Here is a 20,309-nt window from a genome sequence, read left to right as displayed (position 1 = left end):
CTTTTTTGCTCAGCACGCGCTCCAAGACGCTCAGCGGGCGTAGCGCAGGAGGAAATCGATCGCACGCCGGTGCCAGCGGCGGTACGGCGGGTACATGAGCCGCAACAGGGAAAACCGCGGCGCGTGGAATACCGGGCGCAACTTGCTGAATTCTAAGAAGCCTTCGTAAGCGTGATATTGGCCCATCCCACTTGCGCCGATGCCGCCGAACGGCAGGTCGTGCTGCGCCACGTGCAAGATGGTGTGGTTGATTGTCACCCCGCCGGACAACGTTCGATACAGGATTTTTTCCTGTTTCGCCTTGTCGTGTGTAAAAATGTAAAGGCCCAAAGGCCGGTCGCGCTCATTGATGTAGGCAATCACTTCGTCCAGGTCCTCGTACGTTTTCACCGGGAAGAGCGGTCCGAAGATCTCCTCCTGCATGATCCGCATATCGTCGGTAGGATTCAGCACCAAGGTGGGTGGAATCTTGCGCAGCAACTCATTGAAGCTTGCCTTAGGCACCAGCGGGACGATTTGCGCACCCTTGCGCTCAGCATCCTCCAACGTCGCTCGCAGGCGCCGGAACGAGCGCTCGTCGATTACCGAAGTGTACGACTCGTCATCAGGATCCGGGTAACGGCGACTCATGATTTGCTTGGCGATGTTTACGAACTGGTCCCGCTTCTTCGCGGGCACGAACAGGTAGTCGGGAGCCAAGCAAGTCTGCCCCGCGTTGATGTACTTGCCGTAAAGAATCCGCTCCGCTGCCTCTTCTAAGTCGAAGTCATCACAAACAATCGTCGGCGACTTGCCGCCGAGCTCCAGGGTGATCGGAGTCAAATGCTCCGCCGCGTTGCGCATCACGGTCTTTCCAGCATCCGCCGAGCCCGTGAAAATCAAATGGTCGAACGGCAACGTCGAAAACTCCTGAGGCCGCACCCCAGGGAGAATCGCCACGGTATCTTCGGGAAATACTGCGCGAAATTTCTCCGCCAACAGCCGGCAAACGGTTTGCGAGTTGCTCGCCATTTTGATCATCGCACGGTTGCCAGCCGCGAGCACACTCGTCAGCGGGCTGATCGTGAGGAACACTGGATAGTTCCACGGCGAAATAATTCCCACGACACCCTTTGGCTGAGGAATCACGCGATTGCTGCCCGGAAAAAACATCGGCGAGACTTTTCGCCGTTGCGGGCGCACCCATTTCTTGAGCATCTTGCGGGTGTACCGGATCCCGTCCACACAACCGAACAACTCGAGCATTTTGGTTTCCTCTGCACAGCGGTGCCCAAAATCCTGCCGCACGGCGTCGGCAATCGCGTCCGCGTGATCAAGCAAGATCCTCTCAAGCTTGCCCAGGTTCTCCAGCCTTTCCTCGAGGCTAGGATACGGTTGCCGCAAATACGCCTGCCGCTGCAGTAAAAAAATCCGTTGCGCCTCGTTTTCTACAACCTCGAGTTTCCGAACTTGTGCCGTTTGCGCCATGGTTCGCCTCCTTGCTCCGGTGGTCGCTCGCCGCCTGTGGCAAGCCTACACATGGACTCCCCTTTGCACTGCTGGGGTTCAGACTCAAGCAGACCAAGGCGTTAACGATCCGCCGATTCGGCCGAGCAGTCCCGCGCCCCCACGCAGCCGCGCTATTTTCGGGAACGACACCAAATCTAGAGGCAAAGCTAACCGTTTTCCTTTGAGGCGGCGGTCTCCGTCCGCCCGGTGCGCAAGGATTGCCACACCAGTACCGCGACCCCGATGGAAATAAACGAATCGGCCACGTTGAATGCTGGCCAGTAATACTCCCGCCAATGCAGGGAAATGAAATCCGTCACTGCACCCACACGGACACGATCAATGAGATTGCCCACCGCCCCACCCAAAATACTGCCCACCGCAAACAAAACCCCTTTTTCCTCTGAACGTGCCCGCCGGACGACTTGCCACAACAACAATATGGCGACGAGCGAGGCCCCCAAGAAGAACGGGAGCCGCCATGCTTCATGAGCTCCGGCCAAAAAGCCAAACGCGCCGCCGGTATTTTTCACATGGGTCAATTCGGCAAACCCTGGGATCACTGGAATCGTCGTGTGCAATGGTAACCAGGCCACCACCATCCACTTCGTGACTTGATCGAGAACGGCGATCGCCGTAGCGAGCCCCAGAACGAAACCGTACTTACCCATGCGGCAGGGCCCTGACCACTTCGACGCACCGCTGGCAGAGTCCAGGATGATCCACATCCTGCCCCACGGACTCGCTGTAATTCCAGCACCGCTCGCACTTCCGACCTCGCGCGGGCTCAACTCGGACACGGACGCCTTGGAGCACGGGACTCGCGGCGTCTGCATCCAGCTCCGGAGCCCATTCTACTTGCGACACGATAAACACGGCAGGCAACTCCGGAAGATAGCGCTGGACAAGGTCTCCTAACGCCCCACCAGCGTACAGCCGAACGCGAGCATCCAGCGAGTGCCCAATCATCTCTGCCCGGCGGGCGTCTTCCAATGCCTTGGTCACTGCAGCCCGTACCTCGAACAATTTCTCCCACCGCGCGTTGAGCTCTGCGTCTCGCGGCAAATCTTTACGGAAACTGAGCAGAAACACGCTCTCCCCTTTCCGGCCCGGAACATAACTAAAGACCTCTTCCGCCGTGAACGACAGGATCGGTGCCATAACCCGAACTAACGTATCCAAAAGTTCGAAGAGCACCGTTTGCGCAGCACGACGGGCACGCGACGCAGGAGCGGCTGTGTACAGGCGGTCCTTCACAATGTCGAGGTACAGGGCACTCAAGTCCACCGCGCAAAAGTTCACTAAATTTTGCACGACCTGGTGGAACTGGAACTGCTCGTAGGCACGCTGCACCCGCTCGTTGAACTCGGCGGCGCGGTGCAAAATCCACCGATCGAGCTCTGGGAGATCGCGCACAGGCACGCGGTCCGTTTCGGGATTAAAGTCGTACAAGTTCCCCAACAAGAAGCGGCACGTGTTGCGAATCTTCCGGTACGATTCCAGCAGTGGCGCCAGTAAGGCTTTTGAGAACGAAACGTCTGCCGTGTAATCCACGGATGCAAACAAGAGGCGGAGCACCTCCGCACCGTGCTGGCGAATAATTTCCTCGGGCGACACCACATTGCCCAACGACTTAGACATCTTCTTCGCCGCTTCATCCAGAATAAGCCCGTGCGTGAGCACTGCTCGATACGGCCCAGCCCCCCTCGTCGCAACCGAGGTCAAGAGCGACACTTGAAACCACCCGCGGTGCTGGTCGACCGCCTCGACGTACAGCTCTGCCGGCCAGTGGAGCTCTGGGCGGCGCTCCAACACTGCCACGTGCGAGCACCCAGCGTCGAACCAAACGTCGAGGATGTTGTGATCCTTTTCAAAGGAGCTGCCCCCACAGCGGCAGGTTTTCCCTGGGGGAAGCAGCTCGTTAGCCGGGAGCTCGTACCAAGCGTCCGAACCACGCTCGGCAAATACGCCCTCGACGTGGCGAATTGTGTCCGGGTCGAACAGAAACTCGCCACATTGCACGCAACGGAAAGCTGGGATCGGCACTCCCCAGGCACGCTGCCGCGACAAGCACCAGTCGGGCCGGTGCTGCACCATGTTGTAAATCCGATCGTGCCCCCAGGCGGGAATCCATGTAACCTGGTCAATCTGCCCGAGCGCACGCTCGCGCAACTGTTGATGATCCACGCGGAAAAACCACTGCTCGGTGGCGCGAAAAATCAACGGCTCCTTACATCGCCAACAGTGGGGGTAGGCGTGACTCAGCCGCTCTCCTTTCAGCAGGTGCCCCTTCTGCACCAGCAAGCCCACAATGTCATCGTTGGCCTCGAACACCTGCCGCCCGGCAAACGGCCCGGCCTCATCTGTGAACCGGCCAGCGCCGTCCACAGGTGTCAGCACCGGCAAACCATACTTTTGACCGACCGCGAAGTCCTCGTAGCCGTGGCCGGGCGCCGTATGGACACATCCCGTGCCCACGTCTGCCGTCACATGGGATTCGAACACCAGTCGGGCCGCACGATCGAAGAAGGGGTGGCGGAAGATGTCCCGCCCATCGAGCGATCGTAAATCTACAGGGATGCGGGCCTTGGCCGAGCGGCCGACTGCGGCGAGAAACGCATCGGCCAGCCGTTCGGCTACGACGTACAAGGCGTCGTCAATTGCCAGGGCTACATAGTCCAGGTGCGGATTCAAACAAACGGCCAGGTTTGCAGGTAGGGTCCAGGGCGTAGTCGTCCAAATGACCACGAAGAGATGGTCTGCATGGTCCCGCAACAGGGGGCGATCCTCCGGGCGCTTGGCAAGGGCTTCCGCATCCTCGCGTGAGCCAATAAACGGGAAGCGCACGTAAATCGAGGGAGATTCATGCTCGTGATATTCAACCTCGGCTTCGGCCAGCGCCGTCCCGCAGGTTGTGCACCAGTGCACTGGCCGCAAGCCGCGGTAGATATATCCGCCCTCGACGAGCTCACGAAACACGCGGACAATCTGTGCCTCGTAATCCGGAGACATGGTCAGGTACGGCTGTCCCCAGTCCCCAACCACGCCTAAGCGCTTAAATTCTTCACGCTGAATGTTGACGAACTTTTCCGCGTACTCCCGGCAACGGCGACGAATTTCCAGTTGGCTCAACGATCGCCCCTTCGCACCGAGCTCTTTCATCACTTGGTGCTCGATGGGCATACCGTGGCAGTCCCAACCCGGCACAAACGGCACCCTGTACCCGGCCATGAGCTTCGATTTGAGCACAATATCTTTGACAACCTTGTTTAGAGCGGTACCCAAGTGCACATGCCCGTTGGCATAGGGCGGACCATCGTGCAGAACGTACAGTGGTCGATCAGCGGTGGCCTGCAACAGCCGTTCGTACAAGTGCTCCTGCTCCCATCGCTCCACCCACCCAGGCTCGCGCTCGGGGAGGTTAGCACGCATGGGAAAGCTTGTCTTCGGTAGGTTAAGGGTCTCTTTGTAATCCATCCCGGTGTCTCGCCATCGCGAACCAGCAGGAAAAAATCTGAAGCGCGCGTTCTAGCAGGGCGGCCGCCGAGATTTCAAACGCATCATGGCCAAGGCTAGGCATAGTATCCGACATCCATCTCGCGGCGTTGTACCGGTAGGGATCCTACAAAAGCTCGTCGCTGATCCTGAACCCTGATCCCTGATCCCTGATACCTCGGGAGCCGCGCACCTCCATCGATTCGCCGTGCAACGAGACCACACCCACCATCTCCTTGTCTCCTTGGGGTTTTTCTTGGTAGTACGCCGAAGTCGTGAAAGAACATCGCCTCGATCTCCTGGAGCAAGCCGTTCGCTCCACCTTCGGCAGCTACACCCAAATTGATCAGCGACACCCGCTCGCCGGCGATGCTTCCACTCGCAGTTACGAGCGGCTCCGGCTCTCCGGCCCTGAGGCACCACCAACAGCCGTGGTTATGTGGCTTGCTGACCGAGGCGTTTCCATTTCCTCTGATGAGCTCGCCATGCTGCCCGAAACCCTCACCGAGTTGCCCTACGTAAATGTGTACCGCTTCCTGTGCCGGGTGGGGGTGGATGTGCCCCTCCTCTATGCGGATTGGTCGCACGAGGGCCTTCTTCTACTCGAAGATGTCGGCGACCGCACACTGTGGCATGCTGTTTCCGAGACTTCGGAAGAAGACCGCATCACCGCCTACTTTCAGGCGGCGATCGACCAACTTCTCCTTCTCCAAATCAAGGGAACCGCGCAGCGGACGGCCGACTGTATCGCCTTCCAACAAGAATTCGATGCCCGCCTCTATCTTTGGGAGTGCCATCATTTTCTGGAGTGGGGCCTTGATCGGCAGGAACGCACACTCTCCCCGAGCGAGCGACAGTCTCTCGAGACTGAATTCGAGGAGATAGCGTCGCGCTTAGACGCTCAACCGCGCTATCTTGCCCATCGAGATTTTCACTCCTGGAACCTGTTCGTTCAGCCCGAACAAAGGCTACGCGTGATCGATTTTCAGGATGCCCTGCTCGCCACCCCAGCTTACGATCTAGCCACGTTACTGGGAGATCGAGACACGCCCACGGTACTCACAAGCGAACGCGAGCGTCGCTTGATCGACTATTACCTCACGCAATGGCACGCACACGGCGGGCCACCACTCGATCCCACCCATTTCACGCAAACCTACTACCTCTGCGCCTTACAAAAGGCGCTCAAGGTTGTCGGACGGTTCCATTACCTGGCAGAGGCGAAACGCAAGCCGCAGTATCTGCGCTACATCCCCGGGACGTTGAGGCAAATTCGTCGCCTTTTGCCCCGCTTCCCGGAATTTCCCACGCTGGCTCGGGCCGTCCACGTCCATTTCCCGCACTGAACTATGCGCGCCATGATTCTCGCCGCGGGATTCGGCACGCGGCTTCGCCCCCTCACCGAAAAAGTGCCTAAACCGCTCCTCGAGGTTGCCGGCCGCCCCATGATCGCATACGCGCTCGAGCTGGTTGCGGGCGCGGGCATCCACGAGGTCGTCATTAACCTGCACTATTTAGGCGACCAAATTCGGGCGCTTCTCGGCAACGGTGAGAGGTACGGAGTGAAGATTTTCTATTCCGTCGAGCCCCAACTCCTGGACACAGGTGGAGGCATCGCAGCGGCTCGAGAGTACCTCTGTGGGCAACCCTTCGTTGTCGTGAACGCTGACGTCTACCTCGAAGGCGATCTCCGTAGCCTCATTGACTTCCACCACCGCTCCTCTGCACTCACGACTCTGTGGGTGCGGCCCGACCCAACGGGTCGCCGTAAGGACGACGTACGCGTGGATGCCGATGGGCGGGTGCGCGGCATTTTGGGCCATACACCTGCTCCCGACCTTGCGCGCCGCTGTCAACGCTACTTTTACGCTAGCGTCATGGTGTGTAGCCCAGAAATCTTCGAGTTTTTGCCTTCGGGCATTTACAGCCTCACCCGCGACGTCCTACCCCACCTACTTGCGGAGAACAAACCGGTGTTTGCCAAGGAGCACACTGGCTACTGGCGGGTTCTCGATACTCACGAAGACTTTGAGATTGGCTGCCGCGAAATCGCCGCGCGCCGCGCCGGATTGCCCCCGTCTTGACACACCAGATGGCGAGGCCGAAGTTTTGCATTGCTGTTGCCTAAAGAACAGCGAGGTTTCATGGGAATCACCATTGTTCAAAAAAGCAATCTCAGCGAACGCAAGCGTAAGGCCAAGGTGGCCCTGGTTCTAGCAGGAGGGGCTGTCACTGGGGGCGGGTTCAAGCTGGGCGGGCTCAAAGCCCTGGATGACTTCCTTGTAAACCGGAAGACGACCGACTTTGACACCTACGTTGGCCTGAGTGCTGGTGCTGTGCTCTCCGCACCTTTGGCTGCGGGGGTGAGCCCAGCGGAGATGATGCGCAGTCTCGCAGGGGAGTCGGAGCACTTTAGCCCGCTGCAAGCGTGGGACTTTTACTACCCAAATTTGCGCGAGTTCCTCAGCAAGCCCGCGCAATTTGCACTCGATGTGGCCTGCTACCTCCCGAATCTGCTGGCTGACGTATTGCGCTCCTTGCCGCGCCTCAAACTTGAACTCGAGGACTCCCTTGATCGGGTATGGAAAAAACCATCGGTGAAAAATCTACAAGCGGCACTAGCCCCGATTGGCACCCTACTGGCCAAACAGCGCGGACTTCCCTCCCCGCTCGATTACCTACCCTCGGGGTTGTTCGATAACAGCCCGATTGAGCGCTACTTGCGGCGCAACTTCGAAGCTGCCGGTATGCCGAATGATTTCGTGGGGCTCTATCGGCGGACCGGCAAAGAACTCTACATCAGCGCCATGAATCTGGACACCGCCGAGCGGGTGGTGTTCGGGCATGATGAAGATACGTCTTTGACGATCTCCGAGGCAGTGCAAGCCTCTACGGCATTGCCCGGATTCTATAAGCCCGCTCGCATCCGGGGAGTGGACTACGTCGACGGTGGGGTACGCCGCACGGCGAACATCGATGTTGCCATTGAGCATGGGGCGGACTTGGTGATTTGCTACAACCCCTTCCGCCCGTTCAACAACCGCGTGCGCCGCATCCGCGAGAACGGTACGTACCGCATGGAGGGAAAGCCTCTGGCGGATATGGGTTTGTTTACCGTCATCAACCAAGTGTTCCGCACGCTACTCCACTCACGCCTGCAGTACGGGCTGCGGCAATATCAGGACGACCCCAACTTCCGCGGAGACATCGTGGTGATCGAACCGCAGGAGACCGACCTGCACTTCTTCGAGCTCAGCGCACTTGCCTTCTGGCAACGAGTGGCGGCCGCGAACCATGGGTACATTTCCGTTAGCGAGTCCATTGAGCACAACTACGATCTCATCAAGCAAATTCTTGCCAGCTACGGCATCTCGATGACGCGCAAGCAGGTGCGCGCAGGAGTCGAGCGCATTCGGGAGGCGGGCGAGGAAGAAGCCTCTCCGGTCCTTACCGAAGAGTCGCCACGGCGCCAGCTTCATGTCGCCTAGCTGTCAGCGTGCGGTCTCCGGGTCAGCTTCTTCGCAAAATTTTCCGCCGGGACCACGCGAACACTGCGGTTCCGGCCGGTTTATTTACCTGCTTCCTCTCTCCGCGCCCGACTCAGAAAGCCTCGGGTGGGCCGTATGGCAGCACATGAATCGCGCGGCGTTCTTCGGTAAACGAGGAAGGCTACGAAAGTTCTTCCTGACCCGCTGGTGCGGAAGCGGGCGGCCTTCGGAACGACCCGCGCCCGCGCTTTGAGGGAACCACCGTTCAGCCCGCACCCAATCTCCTCGGTTCACCAGTCTTTTGGCAGAGACTGGTCACACACGCTCAATGATCGTGGCAATGCCCATGCCCATGCCGATGCACATGGTCACGAGCCCGAAACGCTTGTTTTGACGCTCGAGTTCATCGAGCACCGTGCCGATCAACATCGCGCCTGTGGCTCCCAATGGATGCCCCAAAGCGATGGCGCCACCGTTCACGTTGACCTTTTCGGGGTCCATCCCCGTCTCCCGCATCACACACAAAGGCACCGAGGCAAATGCCTCATTGATCTCGATCAGATCGATGTCGTCGATCTTCATACCCGCCTTGGCCAACACCTTTTTTGTCGCCGGGATCGGCCCGGTGAGCATCAAGATCGGGTCGGAACCCACAATCATTTGTTCCACGATGCGAGCCCGCGGGCGCAGCCCCAGTTCCTGCGCCTTCTTTTCCGATGCAATGAGTACAGCCGCAGCACCGTCGACGATCCCGCTCGAGTTGCCCGCCGTGATCTTCCCACCGGGTTTGAAGCTCGGTTGCAGCGCAAGCAAGCCCTCTAAGGTCGATTGCGGGCGCACATGCTCGTCGGTGTCGAACAAGCGGGACTCTCCGTTTTGGCTCACCGGTACAGGGACAATGCTTTTTTTGAACCGTCCCTCTTGGATGGCCCGCCACGCTTTCTGCTGACTACCTAAAGCAAATTCGTCGAGTTCTTCGCGGCTCAAGTTCCACTTGTCAGCAACCAACTCGGCCGACAAGCCCTGCGGGATTAGATTGTACTTGTCGAGCAACGACGCAGGTAACGGCCCCATGTCGGAGCCCATGGGCACACGGGTCATGCTTTCCACGCCACCTGCAACAACCAAGTCCTGCGCACCCGAGCGCACGGCCATCGCCGCAAAATTCACGGCTTGCTGTCCGGAGCCGCAAAAGCGGTTGAGCGTCACCGCCGGGATATCTACCGGCCAGCCAGCCGCGAGCACGGTGCCCCGGGCGATGTTCGTGCCTTGCTCGCCCGTTTCCGTAACACAACCGATCACCACATCGTCGATGTGGTGGGGATCGAGTTGGTTGCGCTCCACGAGCGCTCGCAGAGGAACGCACAACAGGTCAATCGGATGGACCTCCGCCAGGCTTCCCTTGCGCCGCCCGCGCGGTGTTCGACAGGCATCGATAATCAAGGCTTCTCTCATGAAATGGGCAACCTCCCAAAATCAGTTCTCTAAAGCTGCTGCCAACGGGGCATCGCTCAGTCAAGGAAGGGGGGTGGGAAAGGACTCGCTAACGACGCAAGGTACGCATCTCGGCCAATGCCTCACGAATTTCCGCACCGCGCTCGCTATCCCCTGGCCACAGTGGCAAGGCCCTCTCCCAGTAACTGACCGCCTGCTCCAGGTCACCGCGCAAGTAAGCTGCTCGGCCAAGGTAATACAGGCCTTTCGCTTCCTCGCCTCGCCTTCCAGCTAGCGTTCCCAATGCTTGTGTCGCCTCCTCGAAGTTCGGCACCAGGGCGACCGCTCGCTCTAAAGCATGCTCCGCCGACCCATCTTCCCCCAATGCGCGCAGCGCTTGCGCGAGCTCGTAATGCGCGACGGCATCTTGCGGATCCTTTTCCACCGCCTGCAGTAGCCACTGGGCTGCCTTGGCTGGATCGCGGCGCGCGAGCCAAGCGCGACCAATTTCTCGCTCTCCATTGGTCAATCCGAGCTCCCGTGCTTTCTCGAAGGCCGTCATGGCCAGGTCGGGCTGTCCAGCGAACAGCAATGCCAGCCCCCACAGGTACTGGCTCGCGGCGTCCTCAGGTTTCTCCGCAGCGCGCCGCCGGTATTGCTCCACAACGTCCGCCGCGGGCTCTAGCAATGTCCGCAATCGAACCTGCACGCGGGCAAGTAACAGATTCGGCGAGCTCTGAGATGTGCCCTCCCAGCCATGCTCTTTGAGCAGCGCCTCGAGATTCGCGAGGCGCGTTTCTGTCAGCGGATGCGACAGCAAATACGGCGTCGCCACTGCTGCCGACCCACGCTGGTCCTCCGACAACTTTCGGAAAAACTGCAGCATGCCGCGGGGGTTGAACCCTGCCTGCTTCATAAAACGGGCACCTTGGTAATCTGCCTCTTGCTCGAACTCGCGTTGGTAACGGAGTTGCGTTGCCGCCTGCAGGGCGACGGCTCCAGCACCGACGGCGGGCTGCACCGTCGACAACAATATGCCCAGCAATGAAGTATAGTTAAGAATCTGGGTTGCCTCCTGCTGGCGTGCCAAATGGTGCGCGTGAACGTGCGCGATTTCATGGCCGAGAACGCCAGCCACTTCGTCGTCCGACTCGGCGCGTAGCAGCAGGCCCGCGTTGACGTAAATGACCCCTCCCGGTACCGCGAACGCGTTCACCCGCGCATCGCGGGTCACGTAAAACCGGTAAGAAATCGGTTGCGGCCCCAAACTAGCCACAATGCGCCCACCGATTCGGCTCACGTACTCGAGTGCCTCGACGTCCGAAACCAGCGGCAGCCGAGCCCGAGCTTGCAACTCGAACCGCCGGGCGAGACGAATCTCCTCGCCCGTGTCCCACGCCCCAACTCTCACTGCGCCCCCCAAGCTCCCGACGGCACACACAGCAACGACCGCAAAACGAGTCTGTGCGGAGCTCCACCTCATAACCAACGCTCGGCGTAGCGCAGCAGTCCGTCGAGGACGGCAACCCGCCGGCGCCACACGTCTTGCTCAAAGCCCACGGCGACTTCACACATCTGCCGAGCAAACGCGCAATTGCACCGGAGAATTCTCACGCATTCTTCGTGCACCCCGCGTGCTTGCTGGCGCGCCCGTCGTTCGATTAGTTGCTGAAACGGAATGATCGTGGCCATGATCGCTAGCCCCTCTGACTCAACTGTTGTCACCCGAGTGCGCACGCGCCCCCTGATCCTGTGCGCCTTTTCGCACCTTCCAGCCCCCCGCACCGTACCATTCAATCTGCCGCGCCAACCCGAGAAGGATTTTGACGTCCCGTGCTTCCAAACCCGCCCGGCCGAGGATGCGGCGGAAGGCAAACAAAATGTGATCGGGATTTTGGGGGTGCAAATAGCCAATGCGTAGTAGCGCCGCACGCAGTCGCTGGAACATGAACTCGACATCGCGCGCGGGGGCGAGCTGAAGCGCCGGCTCTACACTTCGCCCCTCCTGTGCGGCAAGAAACAACTCGTAACAGACGACCATCACTGCTTGCGCCAAGTTGAGCGATGGATAGGCTGGGCTTGCCGGGATCGTGAGCAAGCGGTGGCACAGTTTGATGTCTTCATTCGGAAGACCATGATCTTCGGGTCCGAACACCAGCCCGACTAGGTTGTTTTGGGCACAGCTCACGATCTGTCCGGCCAGCTCCCGGGCTGTTCCGGTGGGCGTTCGGTAGAGGCCAGCCCGGCAGGTCGTCCCAACCACCAACCCGCACTCCCCCACCGCCTCCGCCAGGTCGCTCACCACGCGCATCTGCTCCACAATGTCGCCTGCGTGCACCGCCATCGCTCGCACCCAAAACCGATTGCGAAAACGCGGCTGCACGAGCACGAGTTGGCTCAGGCCCATGTTCTTCATCGCCCGCGCCACTGCACCCACATTGGCAGCCCCCGCGGGACGCACTAGGATGATTCGTACACGGTCTAAGCTCATCGACGAGCTATTTAGCACGATCCGTGCGTGGCGCAGGCATGGGCTCAGTAATGGCGCGCCGACTACCGTACTCAAACTGATCCAGCCACGGGATCACGGCCCGCAAATCGTCGATCCATTGTCCGCGCGCAGGGCGCGTACGATCCACGCAGAGGGCCCACATCCGGGCAGCCTCCGCACCACCGACGTCGTCACCCCAGGAGTCACCGACATGCAAGCTCTCCTCGGCACGGGCTCCAAGTTCGTTCAATGCCCGGCGGAAGATCCCGGGGTTCGGTTTGGCAAAGCCCACCCGTGACGACACCACAATTGTGCGGAACACGGGCTCCAAGCCCAGTTCCGCGCATACGTTGAATAGGCGACTATCGAAGTTGGAAACAATGCCGAGGACGGCGCCCCGCTCCTGAAGGGCCTGCAGCGTGGGCCAGACGTCAGGGAACACGTGCCAAGCGGCTCCTTGTGCGTAGTGGGAAAACAAGCGCTCGAAGACAACGTCCACTTTGGCGGCAGGGAAGTCGGCGAACACACGGCCGACAATGTCGCGCCACCAACGCCGCTCGGCTTGCGCGAGTTCTGCCTGTGGAAGGCGGGGAAAACACAATGGTGGAGCGCTGCCATAGGCTTCGCGAAAGCGCGTCTCCAAAAGCTCCGCATCGACCGCGAGACCGCACGCGCGCGCGATCCGGGCGTATGTCTCCCCCACCGGTTCGCTCGGCTCGATCAATGTGCCGGCGGCGTCGAACGTGACGGCTCGAATCCGCAGTCCGCCTCCACGCAAACTCAAGGAATGACCTGTGTCTCCTTCAAGCGAGCGATGTCCTCCCAAGAGTAGCCGTGCTCCAGCAAAACCTCTTCGGTGTCTTGCCCCATCTCCGGAGCTACGCGACGGACCTCGGTCGGCTCCTGATCAAATTGGACCGGGCTCGAGACGACCTGAAATGGGCCGTGCTGCGGATGCACGTAATCCACCAGGTAGCCATTTGCCTTGACCTGCGGATCTTCGAGCACCTCCAAGGGCGTCTGCACCGGGGCGTGTAAGGTGTCAAACTGCAACAGCCGCTCGATCCAAGCAGCGCGTGGACGCGTGGCGAAGTGACGGTCGAGCTCCCGCACGAGTTCTTGGCGCACGGATTCATCCACCCACCGCGGAAGGGGGTATCTTTCCAACAAATCGAGCCGTTCGATCGCCTTGCAAAATTCCTCCCAATGCCGGATAGGGGTGAGCATCATGAGCATGAGCCACTTCCCGTCCTGGCAAAGGTAGGTGTTCATCAACGGGTTTGGGGCGCGACTTCGATCGCCGTGGGGCAGCTCCCGGCCCAAGGCGCGCGCGGCCAAAATGTCCGGGGCCATCAACCAGACTGCGGTGCCCAATAACGAAACGTCCACAACCGTAGGCTCTCCTGTCTTCTCCCGGTGATACAAGGCAGCAGCGATCCCGCCAGCGATGAAGGTGGCCCCGATCGTGTCGCCGAACGCGGCACGCTGCATGACCGGCGGCTTGCCGGGCTCCGTCAGCATGTGCGCCACACTGCCGCGACACCAAAACGATCCAGCATCGAACCCGCCGCGCTCGCCCTCGGGGCCGAGCGGGCCCTGCCCAGTGCCGCGCGCATAAATCAGCTTGGGATTGATCCGACGGAGATCGTCGACGTCGATCTTTAGCCGACGGCGTGCTGCGGGCAAAAAGTTGGTCAAAAAGACGTCCGCCTTTTCCACCAGGCGATACAGCACCTCGCGGCCTCGTTCACTGTTTAAATCGAGGCCTACACTGCGCTTGTTGCGGCTGCCGTTTTCAATGAAGAAGTTGAGGCCGCTCGCACCGGGAACCATACCAGAGTGGATCAAGCCGCGCAGAGGGTCGCCACGCACTGGGTGCTCGATCTTGATGACATCGACTCCCCAATCGGCCAGAACCGTCCCCGCGCCAGGAACGAAGAACCACTCGGCAACCTCGATGAGCCGAACCCCCTCTAACACCTTGCGCATGTGCACCTCCCGAGCACATTCGCACCCTGCCACAGTTCCGCCTGCGTTTGAAGAGAGCAGGAGACAACGCAACCCTGGTCCCCAGCATTCGCGGTTGTGCTATGGCGGGGCGTGGAGGTGGACATGCAACTCAAAAAGATTTTGGTGCCCGTGGATTTTTCCAAGGACTCTTTGCGCGCAGCCGAGTACGCCCGCAATTTCGCCGCCCCCTTCAAAGCCCAGCTCGTACTCCTGCACGTGATCGAACCGATTTATTACGCATCCCCAGCAGATATGTACGCGGCAAGCCCGAACCTCGCCTTGTTAATCGAAGAGCAACGCAAAGCGGCCGAGGCACAGTTGCAGGACCTCGCCACTAAATTCGCCAACCAGGGAGCCAAGGTGCAGACACTGATCAAGAGCGGCTCACCAGCGCAAGTTATTGCCGATACCGCCAAGCGCATCAAAGCCGACCTGATCATCATGGCCACACATGGCCGCACCGGCCTGGCTCATGCGTTGTTAGGAAGCGTCGCTGAGCGCGTGGTCCGGCTGGCACCTTGCCCCGTGCTGACCGTTCGGCGTGCTCGTCGCCGGTGAATTTCCGTAGCCTCGCGGCGACGCTGGGATGACCGCCCTCGGCAACCCTCAGTAAGCACCGCCTGCGGAGTTTGCTCCTCCTCGAGCGGCAGGAGCAGTCTGCGCTCCTTGCGCCCAGGTGGCGAGCGGCGACCTCTGCTTGATCTCACGAGGAACGGTGGGTCCAGCAGGCGGAAGTACGGCATCTCCTCTGGGCCAGGGCTTCGGCTGACCTTCGGTGCGCCCGGAACCTACTTACGTGCCGTGCGCCTCAAGCGGCGCTTCACACTTGCAACTTTGCTCTTCATCGTCACGACTTTGTCCCGCCGATCGTCCACGACGATCGTACTCAACACGCGCAAGGCCCCACGCTTGAAGGCGGCTTCGTGCATCTTTTGGATCAGCGGCAGGGCTTCCTTTAAAGTGGCCTCGAACAGAGTACCCATCGCGGAAATTTCGTAGGGCACACGAGCGTCATCCAACACGCGCACGGCATCCGCGATATAATCGCCGATGCTCGGGCTATTCGTTCCCACGGGTACGACACTCACTTCGATCAGCGCCATGACCACCCTCCTTAGAGCCAGCTTTACGGCCCCCAAGCAACGCCGTCAATTCGCAGTCCCACATTCCCGCACGGCATCTTGCCACAAACCCGCACCCCGCGTAGAGGAACACGCAACTTCACTTGGCTCACGCACTGAGCATGGACGTGCGAAATCTCACCGGAAAGACTGCCTTAGTGACCGGCGCCGCCAGCGGCATCGGCAAGGCCACTGCACTCGCTTTAGCAAGGCGCGGGGCCAACTTGGTGCTGTGCGACGTAGATGAATCGGGTCTCGAAGCCACTGCGGAGAGCATCCGTGACCTCGGACGCGAGGCGTATTTCCAACGGGTGGACGTGGCTTCGCGTCACGACATGCGCGAGTTCGCCGCGGCGGTACACGAGCGCGTCGCCGCCGTGGACATTTTGATGAACAATGCCGGAGTGGGCCTGGGAGCCAGCTTCCGCGACACGACGCTGGAGGATTGGGACTGGATCGTCGGCATCAACTTGATGGGAGTGGTGCACGGTTGCCATTTCTTCCTGCCGCAGATGATTGCCCGCGGCCAGGGTGGCCACGTGATCAATGTCTCTTCTGCAGCCGGCTACGTAGCCACCGAACCGTTGTGTGCGTACGCAACCACGAAGTTCGCCGTTCTCGGTTTGAGCGAAGCACTACGCGAGGAGCTTGCGCGCTACGGCATCGGGGTGACAGCGGTGTGCCCGGGCATCATCAACACGCCCATCACCCGCACGGCGCGTTTGCGCGGCCCCGGTGCGACCGAGGAAGCACGGCAACGCATGGTCGCCTTTTACGAACGGCGGAATTATCCGCCGGAACGTGTGGCAGAAAACATTCTCAAAGCGGTGCAGCGCAACCGTGCGGTGGCGCCCATCTCACCCGAAGCGTGGATCATGTATTACCTCAAGCGGTTGAGCCCCACACTCCTTCGCTCGCTCAATCGTTGGCTAGCACGACTCGCGGGTGCGCCTTCACCCTGACGAAGAGATCAGCGCGAGAGAATTCGCCGACCACGAGGCACTACGAATCGTCTCGCCACCGCGGCACCTGATAAATGCGGATGGTCGGACCGGCCACCGTCGCGCTCGGTTGAAACTCCGCGACCAAGGGAAGCAGGGCAAACACGAACTCGTACAAACCAAAGATGCTCGGCACCTGCCGGTAACGCTCATAAATTAGGCTACTGACGACGATGTAGTCGACACCCTCGCCGAGAAACCAACCATAGGGGCGCGTGCCCAAAACCTGAACAAAGGTTACTCGATGACGGCTACCGGACACTTGCGGGGTATACTCCTCACGAGCGATGTGCGCTCCGCTCGGCACATGTTCCTCAATCCACTGGAGAGCAAGCGTACGTGTGTCGGGAAGAAGAAACCGCTCCACCAGAGCCTCGCTGTGCCGCAGCGGAAGCCACGCCACAGCCACAAAAAGCAGCGCCAGCACGGCGCGCAGGCGGCGCCCAGAAACGACGACTAACTCGAGACGGGCTACTGCCAAGCCAAGGAACAGCAAGGCAAAGGGCAGGACTGGCAGAAGATTGCGCTCGAACCGCACCGACCAAGTCGACAAGTACACCACGTAGAGCCAGGGCAAGGCTGCACCCGCTACACGGCACGCCCCGCCGCCAACCGAGCGCGACCGCCACCAAACAATCATGCCAACCAGCGCTAAAACCGAGGCCGCTGGCCCTAACGCCGTGTGCCAAAGGTACGACAAGTAAAACCACAAATTCCAGGGCGACCAAGGACCGCTTGCGTAGTTGTGGCGTACGATGGAGAGATCGGCCCACGCCCGTCGTGGATCGAGTACGACATACGGGCTCGTCAGTGCAAAGGCAGTTACAAAGCAAACGAAGGATACGACCACCGCCTGCCATGGGCGCTGACTCGAAACCGCGGAAACGAGGACCACAAGCCACACCATCCCCGCGGGATACTTGGTTGACGCTGCCAACCCCGCAGCCACGGCAGCCGTTGCCAACGCCCTCGGCTGGTCCCTCCCGTAGGCGGACCAGAACAGTGCAAGCAGGACCCAAAGCATGGCTGGCACGTCGGTGGTCAGGTAGTGGCTGTGCTCCACATGGAGCGGGGACACCGCGAGCAACCCCGTGGCGAGCAGCGCCGCCGCAGAGCCGAACCACCTCCGCCATAACCACGCAAGCAAGATCACGGAGGCAATCCCGGCCACCGCGACGACCGCTCGACCAGCGAGAATGAAGGGAAAGTGCTCCGGGGGAACGTCCCACGGGCCCAATCCCCGCGCAGTGGGGTCGATGTGCAAGTCGACCTTCAACCACGGTTGCAACAGTGCCACCAGCGAGGCCTGCATGTACAGCAGAAGCGAAGGGTACTGGAAAAATCCCGGGTTGGGCGTGCCCTCCCGCACCATGTGGAGAGCGGCGTTGAGGATATAATGTTCGTCCGCGTGATAGACATACGGTGCGCCCCAAGCCAAACCGCGCAAGCGCAGCCACGCCGCGAGCCCCACCAGGAGCCCGTAAGCCACCCACGTCAGGGCCTTGTCCGGGAGTCGTTGACTCTGGCTTACGGGACTCATGGAACCTCGAGCTATTCCACCAGGTCTTCGAGCGGCATCTGCGGGAGGCCGACGGCGGCGGCAACGGCCGAGTGTACGACGTGCCCATCGAACACGTTGACTCCCCGCCGCAAGGGTTGATTTTCCCGCAACGCGCGCATCAACCCCTTGTCGGCAATTTCCAACGCATAGGCAAAAGTCACGTTGGTGAGGGCAAACGTCGAGGTGCGCGGAACGATGCTCGGCATGTTGGTCACACAGTAGTGCACCACGTTCTCCGCGACGTACGTGGGTTGATCCAAGGTCGTCGGTCGAGAGGTTTCCACGCAGCCGCCTTGGTCGATGGAGATGTCCACAATCGCCGATCCTGGCCGCATGCGCCGCACCATGGCGCGGGTAACCAGCCTGGGAGCACGAGCTCCTGGCACCAGCACAGCGCCAATCAGCAGGTCGGCACTGCGTACTTCCTCTTCAATGTTTGCACGGTTCGACATGACTGTCGTGATGTGCCCGCCGAGAATGTCATGGAGATAACGCAACTTGGCGGGGTTGGAATCAATCACACTCACGTGCGCCCCAAGTCCAAAGGCAATTTGCGCGGCGTTACTGCCCGCTGTCCCGGCTCCGAGCACGACAACCTTACCGGGGCGCACGCCCGACGCACCGCTCAGCAAAATGCCAATCCCCCCACTTTGTTTTTGCAGGCACCATGCGCCCACCTGGATGGCCAAACGGCCGGCCACCTCGCTCATCGGTGCGAGCAGGGGGAGCGAGCCGTCGTCGAGTTCCACGGTCTCGTAACCGAGCGCGCGCACCCCGCGACGGCAAAGCTCGCGTGTCAGCTCGGGATTCGCCGCGAGATGCAGGTACGTGAACAGCACCAGCCCGGGCCGCAGAAAGCGATATTCTGGGGGAAGCGGCTCCTTAACCTTGAGCATCAACTCGGCGCGCTGCCACACCTCGCGGCTCGAGCGCGCCACGTGCGCGCCTGCTTGCTCATATTCGCGATCGGACAAGCCACTGTTCGCACCGGCGCCGCGCTCGATCCACACCTCGTGGCCGTGTTGCACCAGCGCTGCAGCTCCGCTCGGCGTCAGCGCGACACGATTTTCCTCGGGTTTGATTTCCTTCACCACACCGATGATCATGGGTGCAACTTTGCCCGAAACCTGGGCGCCGAGCTAGCAAGATACTCCACGACCCTAAAGGAACTGCAACGGCTCATCGTCACGCGGCGACCTCGAGGAGACCACCCGCAATTTCCGCCGGCGGCCCGCACTTGCAGCAACGTCGCTGTGCGAGGCCCAATCTCGCGCTCCAGCGCGAAGAGCCCACTGCGCCGCTTTACTCGCTCCGGCACTTTCACTATGGCCGGGCACAATGGCAGAGCTCATCGACGGAAAGGCCGCTGCCCAAGAGGTGCGGGAACAAGTTCGGCAGCAAGTGCTGGAGTTCGAAAGCCACCATGGCATGCCGCCGGGACTTGCCACTGTTTTGGTGGGCTCGGATCCCGCTTCCGCCACTTACGTGCGGAGCAAACGACGCGCGTGCGCGGAGGTGGGCATTGCTTCGTTTCCCTACGAACTCCACGAACACACTACGCTCGACGAATTGCTCGCCTTAATCGGCGAGCTCAACGAGCGGGCGGATGTCCACGGCATTCTCGTGCAACTGCCGCTCCCCGCCCACCTGCCGCCGCAAACAGTGATTGGCGCCCTGGATCCGCGTAAAGACGTCGATGGGCTTCATCCCGTCAACCAAGGAAGACTTTTACAAGGGCTTCCAGGGCTGCGCCCGTGTACGCCGCTTGGAGTCATGGCTTTGCTAGACCGCACGCGGGTCTCGCTCACGGGAGCACACGCGGTGGTCGTTGGCCGCAGCACACTCGTCGGGAAGCCCACGGCTTTGCTTCTGCTCGAGCGCGACGCCACCGTCACCCTTTGCCACTCACGCACGCGCGACTTGGCGCGCGTCGTCCAAGGGGCTGAAGTCCTAGTGGTCGCCACTGGGCGGCCGGGTCTTGTCCGCGGCGACTGGGTGCGCATGGGCGCCGTGGTCATCGACGTCGGCATCAACCGCCTGCCCGACGGAACCTTGGTGGGCGATGTCGACTTCTCCTCTGCATCCGCCCGCGCAGCCTTCATCACCCCCGTTCCCGGTGGGGTGGGACCCATGACCGTCGCCATGTTGCTGCGCAACACCGTGCAAGCGGCAAAGTGGCAAGCAGAGGGGACACTCTAACACTCCGGGGCTTCGATACGG

The 20,309-nt window shown here is 60.7% G+C and carries 18 protein-coding genes; 6 read left to right on the top strand and 12 right to left on the bottom strand.

The features are described 5' to 3' along the window. Window positions 1–30: 30 nt before the first annotated feature. The 3 genes from N3C12_08670 to ileS all read right to left on the bottom strand — a co-directional run bounded on the left by N3C12_08670 (window position 31) and on the right by ileS (window position 4,965). Window positions 31–1,467, bottom strand: coding sequence for a coniferyl aldehyde dehydrogenase (locus N3C12_08670; GenBank protein MCX8072510.1), 1,437 nt, complete (start codon window positions 1,465–1,467; stop codon window positions 31–33). Between the two features lie 188 nt (window positions 1,468–1,655). Beyond that, the gene (gene lspA, locus N3C12_08665; GenBank protein MCX8072509.1) at window positions 1,656–2,159 is read right to left on the bottom strand and encodes a signal peptidase II; all 504 of its coding nucleotides are present in this window, start codon (window positions 2,157–2,159) and stop codon (window positions 1,656–1,658) included. Further along, the gene (gene ileS / locus N3C12_08660; GenBank protein MCX8072508.1) at window positions 2,152–4,965 is read right to left on the bottom strand and encodes an isoleucine--tRNA ligase; all 2,814 of its coding nucleotides are present in this window, start codon (window positions 4,963–4,965) and stop codon (window positions 2,152–2,154) included. Before ileS ends, lspA begins: the two co-directional genes overlap by 8 nt. Window positions 4,966–5,258: 293 nt before the next feature. Here ileS and N3C12_08655 point away from each other — a divergent pair, with 293 nt between their 5' ends. The 3 genes from N3C12_08655 to N3C12_08645 are packed head-to-tail and all read left to right on the top strand — an operon-like array spanning window position 5,259 to window position 8,471. Continuing rightward, complete coding sequence (locus N3C12_08655; GenBank protein ID MCX8072507.1) at window positions 5,259–6,329, top strand: phosphotransferase; 1,071 nt, start codon at window positions 5,259–5,261, stop codon at window positions 6,327–6,329. A 12-nt stretch (window positions 6,330–6,341) separates the two neighbouring features. Further along, window positions 6,342–7,067 (top strand): NDP-sugar synthase, encoded by a 726-nt coding sequence (locus N3C12_08650; GenBank protein ID MCX8072506.1) that lies wholly within the window; start codon window positions 6,342–6,344, stop codon window positions 7,065–7,067. 60 nt (window positions 7,068–7,127) lie between these two features. Continuing rightward, a complete protein-coding gene (locus N3C12_08645; protein MCX8072505.1) occupies window positions 7,128–8,471 on the top strand; it encodes a patatin-like phospholipase family protein in 1,344 nt (447 codons plus the stop codon). 315 nt (window positions 8,472–8,786) lie between these two features. Here the strand turns inward: N3C12_08645 and N3C12_08640 are convergent, their stop codons facing one another. From N3C12_08640 to N3C12_08615, 6 genes are all read right to left on the bottom strand, one after another. Continuing rightward, window positions 8,787–9,926 (bottom strand): acetyl-CoA C-acyltransferase, encoded by a 1,140-nt coding sequence (locus N3C12_08640; protein ID MCX8072504.1) that lies wholly within the window; start codon window positions 9,924–9,926, stop codon window positions 8,787–8,789. Between the two features lie 88 nt (window positions 9,927–10,014). Next, window positions 10,015–11,388, bottom strand: a complete 1,374-nt coding sequence (locus N3C12_08635) for a M48 family metalloprotease (GenBank protein ID MCX8072503.1) — start codon at window positions 11,386–11,388, stop codon at window positions 10,015–10,017. Further along, window positions 11,385–11,597 (bottom strand): hypothetical protein, encoded by a 213-nt coding sequence (locus N3C12_08630; GenBank protein ID MCX8072502.1) that lies wholly within the window; start codon window positions 11,595–11,597, stop codon window positions 11,385–11,387. The genes N3C12_08635 and N3C12_08630 overlap by 4 nt, the downstream gene beginning before the upstream one ends. Window positions 11,598–11,616: 19 nt before the next feature. Continuing rightward, a complete protein-coding gene (locus N3C12_08625) occupies window positions 11,617–12,396 on the bottom strand; it encodes an RNA methyltransferase (protein MCX8072501.1) in 780 nt (259 codons plus the stop codon). Between the two features lie 7 nt (window positions 12,397–12,403). After that, window positions 12,404–13,180 (bottom strand): HAD-IA family hydrolase, encoded by a 777-nt coding sequence (locus tag N3C12_08620; protein ID MCX8072500.1) that lies wholly within the window; start codon window positions 13,178–13,180, stop codon window positions 12,404–12,406. After that, a complete protein-coding gene (locus tag N3C12_08615) occupies window positions 13,177–14,385 on the bottom strand; it encodes a CoA transferase (protein ID MCX8072499.1) in 1,209 nt (402 codons plus the stop codon). Before N3C12_08615 ends, N3C12_08620 begins: the two co-directional genes overlap by 4 nt. 123 nt (window positions 14,386–14,508) lie before the next feature. Here N3C12_08615 and N3C12_08610 point away from each other — a divergent pair, with 123 nt between their 5' ends. Next, complete coding sequence (locus tag N3C12_08610; GenBank protein MCX8072498.1) at window positions 14,509–14,964, top strand: universal stress protein; 456 nt, start codon at window positions 14,509–14,511, stop codon at window positions 14,962–14,964. A 230-nt stretch (window positions 14,965–15,194) separates the two neighbouring features. Here N3C12_08610 and N3C12_08605 read toward each other — a convergent pair whose 3' ends face one another. Further along, the gene (locus N3C12_08605) at window positions 15,195–15,509 is read right to left on the bottom strand and encodes an MTH1187 family thiamine-binding protein (GenBank protein MCX8072497.1); all 315 of its coding nucleotides are present in this window, start codon (window positions 15,507–15,509) and stop codon (window positions 15,195–15,197) included. 140 nt (window positions 15,510–15,649) lie between these two features. On the opposite strand from N3C12_08605, the gene N3C12_08600 reads away from it, so the two are divergent. Continuing rightward, complete coding sequence (locus N3C12_08600; protein MCX8072496.1) at window positions 15,650–16,489, top strand: SDR family NAD(P)-dependent oxidoreductase; 840 nt, start codon at window positions 15,650–15,652, stop codon at window positions 16,487–16,489. Between the two features lie 40 nt (window positions 16,490–16,529). On the opposite strand, the gene N3C12_08595 is transcribed toward N3C12_08600, so the two are convergent. Together N3C12_08595 and ald are read right to left on the bottom strand one after the other, a co-directional pair. Further along, the gene (locus tag N3C12_08595; protein MCX8072495.1) at window positions 16,530–18,068 is read right to left on the bottom strand and encodes a glycosyltransferase family 39 protein; all 1,539 of its coding nucleotides are present in this window, start codon (window positions 18,066–18,068) and stop codon (window positions 16,530–16,532) included. 11 nt (window positions 18,069–18,079) lie between these two features. Next, window positions 18,080–19,195: an alanine dehydrogenase gene (gene ald / locus N3C12_08590; GenBank protein ID MCX8072494.1), complete on the bottom strand. Its 1,116-nt coding sequence runs from the start codon at window positions 19,193–19,195 to the stop codon at window positions 18,080–18,082. Between the two features lie 232 nt (window positions 19,196–19,427). Between ald and folD the strand changes: the two genes are divergently transcribed. Continuing rightward, the gene (folD, locus tag N3C12_08585) at window positions 19,428–20,288 is read left to right on the top strand and encodes a bifunctional methylenetetrahydrofolate dehydrogenase/methenyltetrahydrofolate cyclohydrolase FolD (protein MCX8072493.1); all 861 of its coding nucleotides are present in this window, start codon (window positions 19,428–19,430) and stop codon (window positions 20,286–20,288) included. Window positions 20,289–20,309: the final 21 nt, after the last annotated feature.

The sequence above is a fragment of the Candidatus Binatia bacterium genome (assembly GCA_026415395.1).
Taxonomy (GTDB): Bacteria; Desulfobacterota; Binatia; order HRBIN30; family HRBIN30; genus HRBIN30.
The sequence above is the reverse complement of the archived record's forward strand: the minus strand, read 5'-3'. Positions and strand labels throughout refer to the sequence as shown.

Coding starts and splice junctions, on each gene's coding strand:
- N3C12_08670 (MCX8072510.1), bottom strand. CDS start 1,467: ATGGCGCAAACGGCACAAGTTCGGAAACTCGAGGTTGTAGAAAACGAG.
- lspA (MCX8072509.1), bottom strand. CDS start 2,159: ATGGGTAAGTACGGTTTCGTTCTGGGGCTCGCTACGGCGATCGCCGTT.
- ileS (MCX8072508.1), bottom strand. CDS start 4,965: ATGGATTACAAAGAGACCCTTAACCTACCGAAGACAAGCTTTCCCATG.
- N3C12_08650 (MCX8072506.1), top strand. CDS start 6,342: ATGATTCTCGCCGCGGGATTCGGCACGCGGCTTCGCCCCCTCACCGAA.
- N3C12_08645 (MCX8072505.1), top strand. CDS start 7,128: ATGGGAATCACCATTGTTCAAAAAAGCAATCTCAGCGAACGCAAGCGT.
- N3C12_08640 (MCX8072504.1), bottom strand. CDS start 9,926: ATGAGAGAAGCCTTGATTATCGATGCCTGTCGAACACCGCGCGGGCGG.
- N3C12_08635 (MCX8072503.1), bottom strand. CDS start 11,388: ATGAGGTGGAGCTCCGCACAGACTCGTTTTGCGGTCGTTGCTGTGTGT.
- N3C12_08630 (MCX8072502.1), bottom strand. CDS start 11,597: ATGGCCACGATCATTCCGTTTCAGCAACTAATCGAACGACGGGCGCGC.
- N3C12_08625 (MCX8072501.1), bottom strand. CDS start 12,396: ATGAGCTTAGACCGTGTACGAATCATCCTAGTGCGTCCCGCGGGGGCT.
- N3C12_08615 (MCX8072499.1), bottom strand. CDS start 14,385: ATGCGCAAGGTGTTAGAGGGGGTTCGGCTCATCGAGGTTGCCGAGTGG.
- N3C12_08610 (MCX8072498.1), top strand. CDS start 14,509: ATGCAACTCAAAAAGATTTTGGTGCCCGTGGATTTTTCCAAGGACTCT.
- N3C12_08605 (MCX8072497.1), bottom strand. CDS start 15,509: ATGGCGCTGATCGAAGTGAGTGTCGTACCCGTGGGAACGAATAGCCCG.
- N3C12_08600 (MCX8072496.1), top strand. CDS start 15,650: ATGGACGTGCGAAATCTCACCGGAAAGACTGCCTTAGTGACCGGCGCC.
- N3C12_08595 (MCX8072495.1), bottom strand. CDS start 18,068: ATGAGTCCCGTAAGCCAGAGTCAACGACTCCCGGACAAGGCCCTGACG.
- ald (MCX8072494.1), bottom strand. CDS start 19,195: ATGATCATCGGTGTGGTGAAGGAAATCAAACCCGAGGAAAATCGTGTC.
- folD (MCX8072493.1), top strand. CDS start 19,428: ATGGCAGAGCTCATCGACGGAAAGGCCGCTGCCCAAGAGGTGCGGGAA.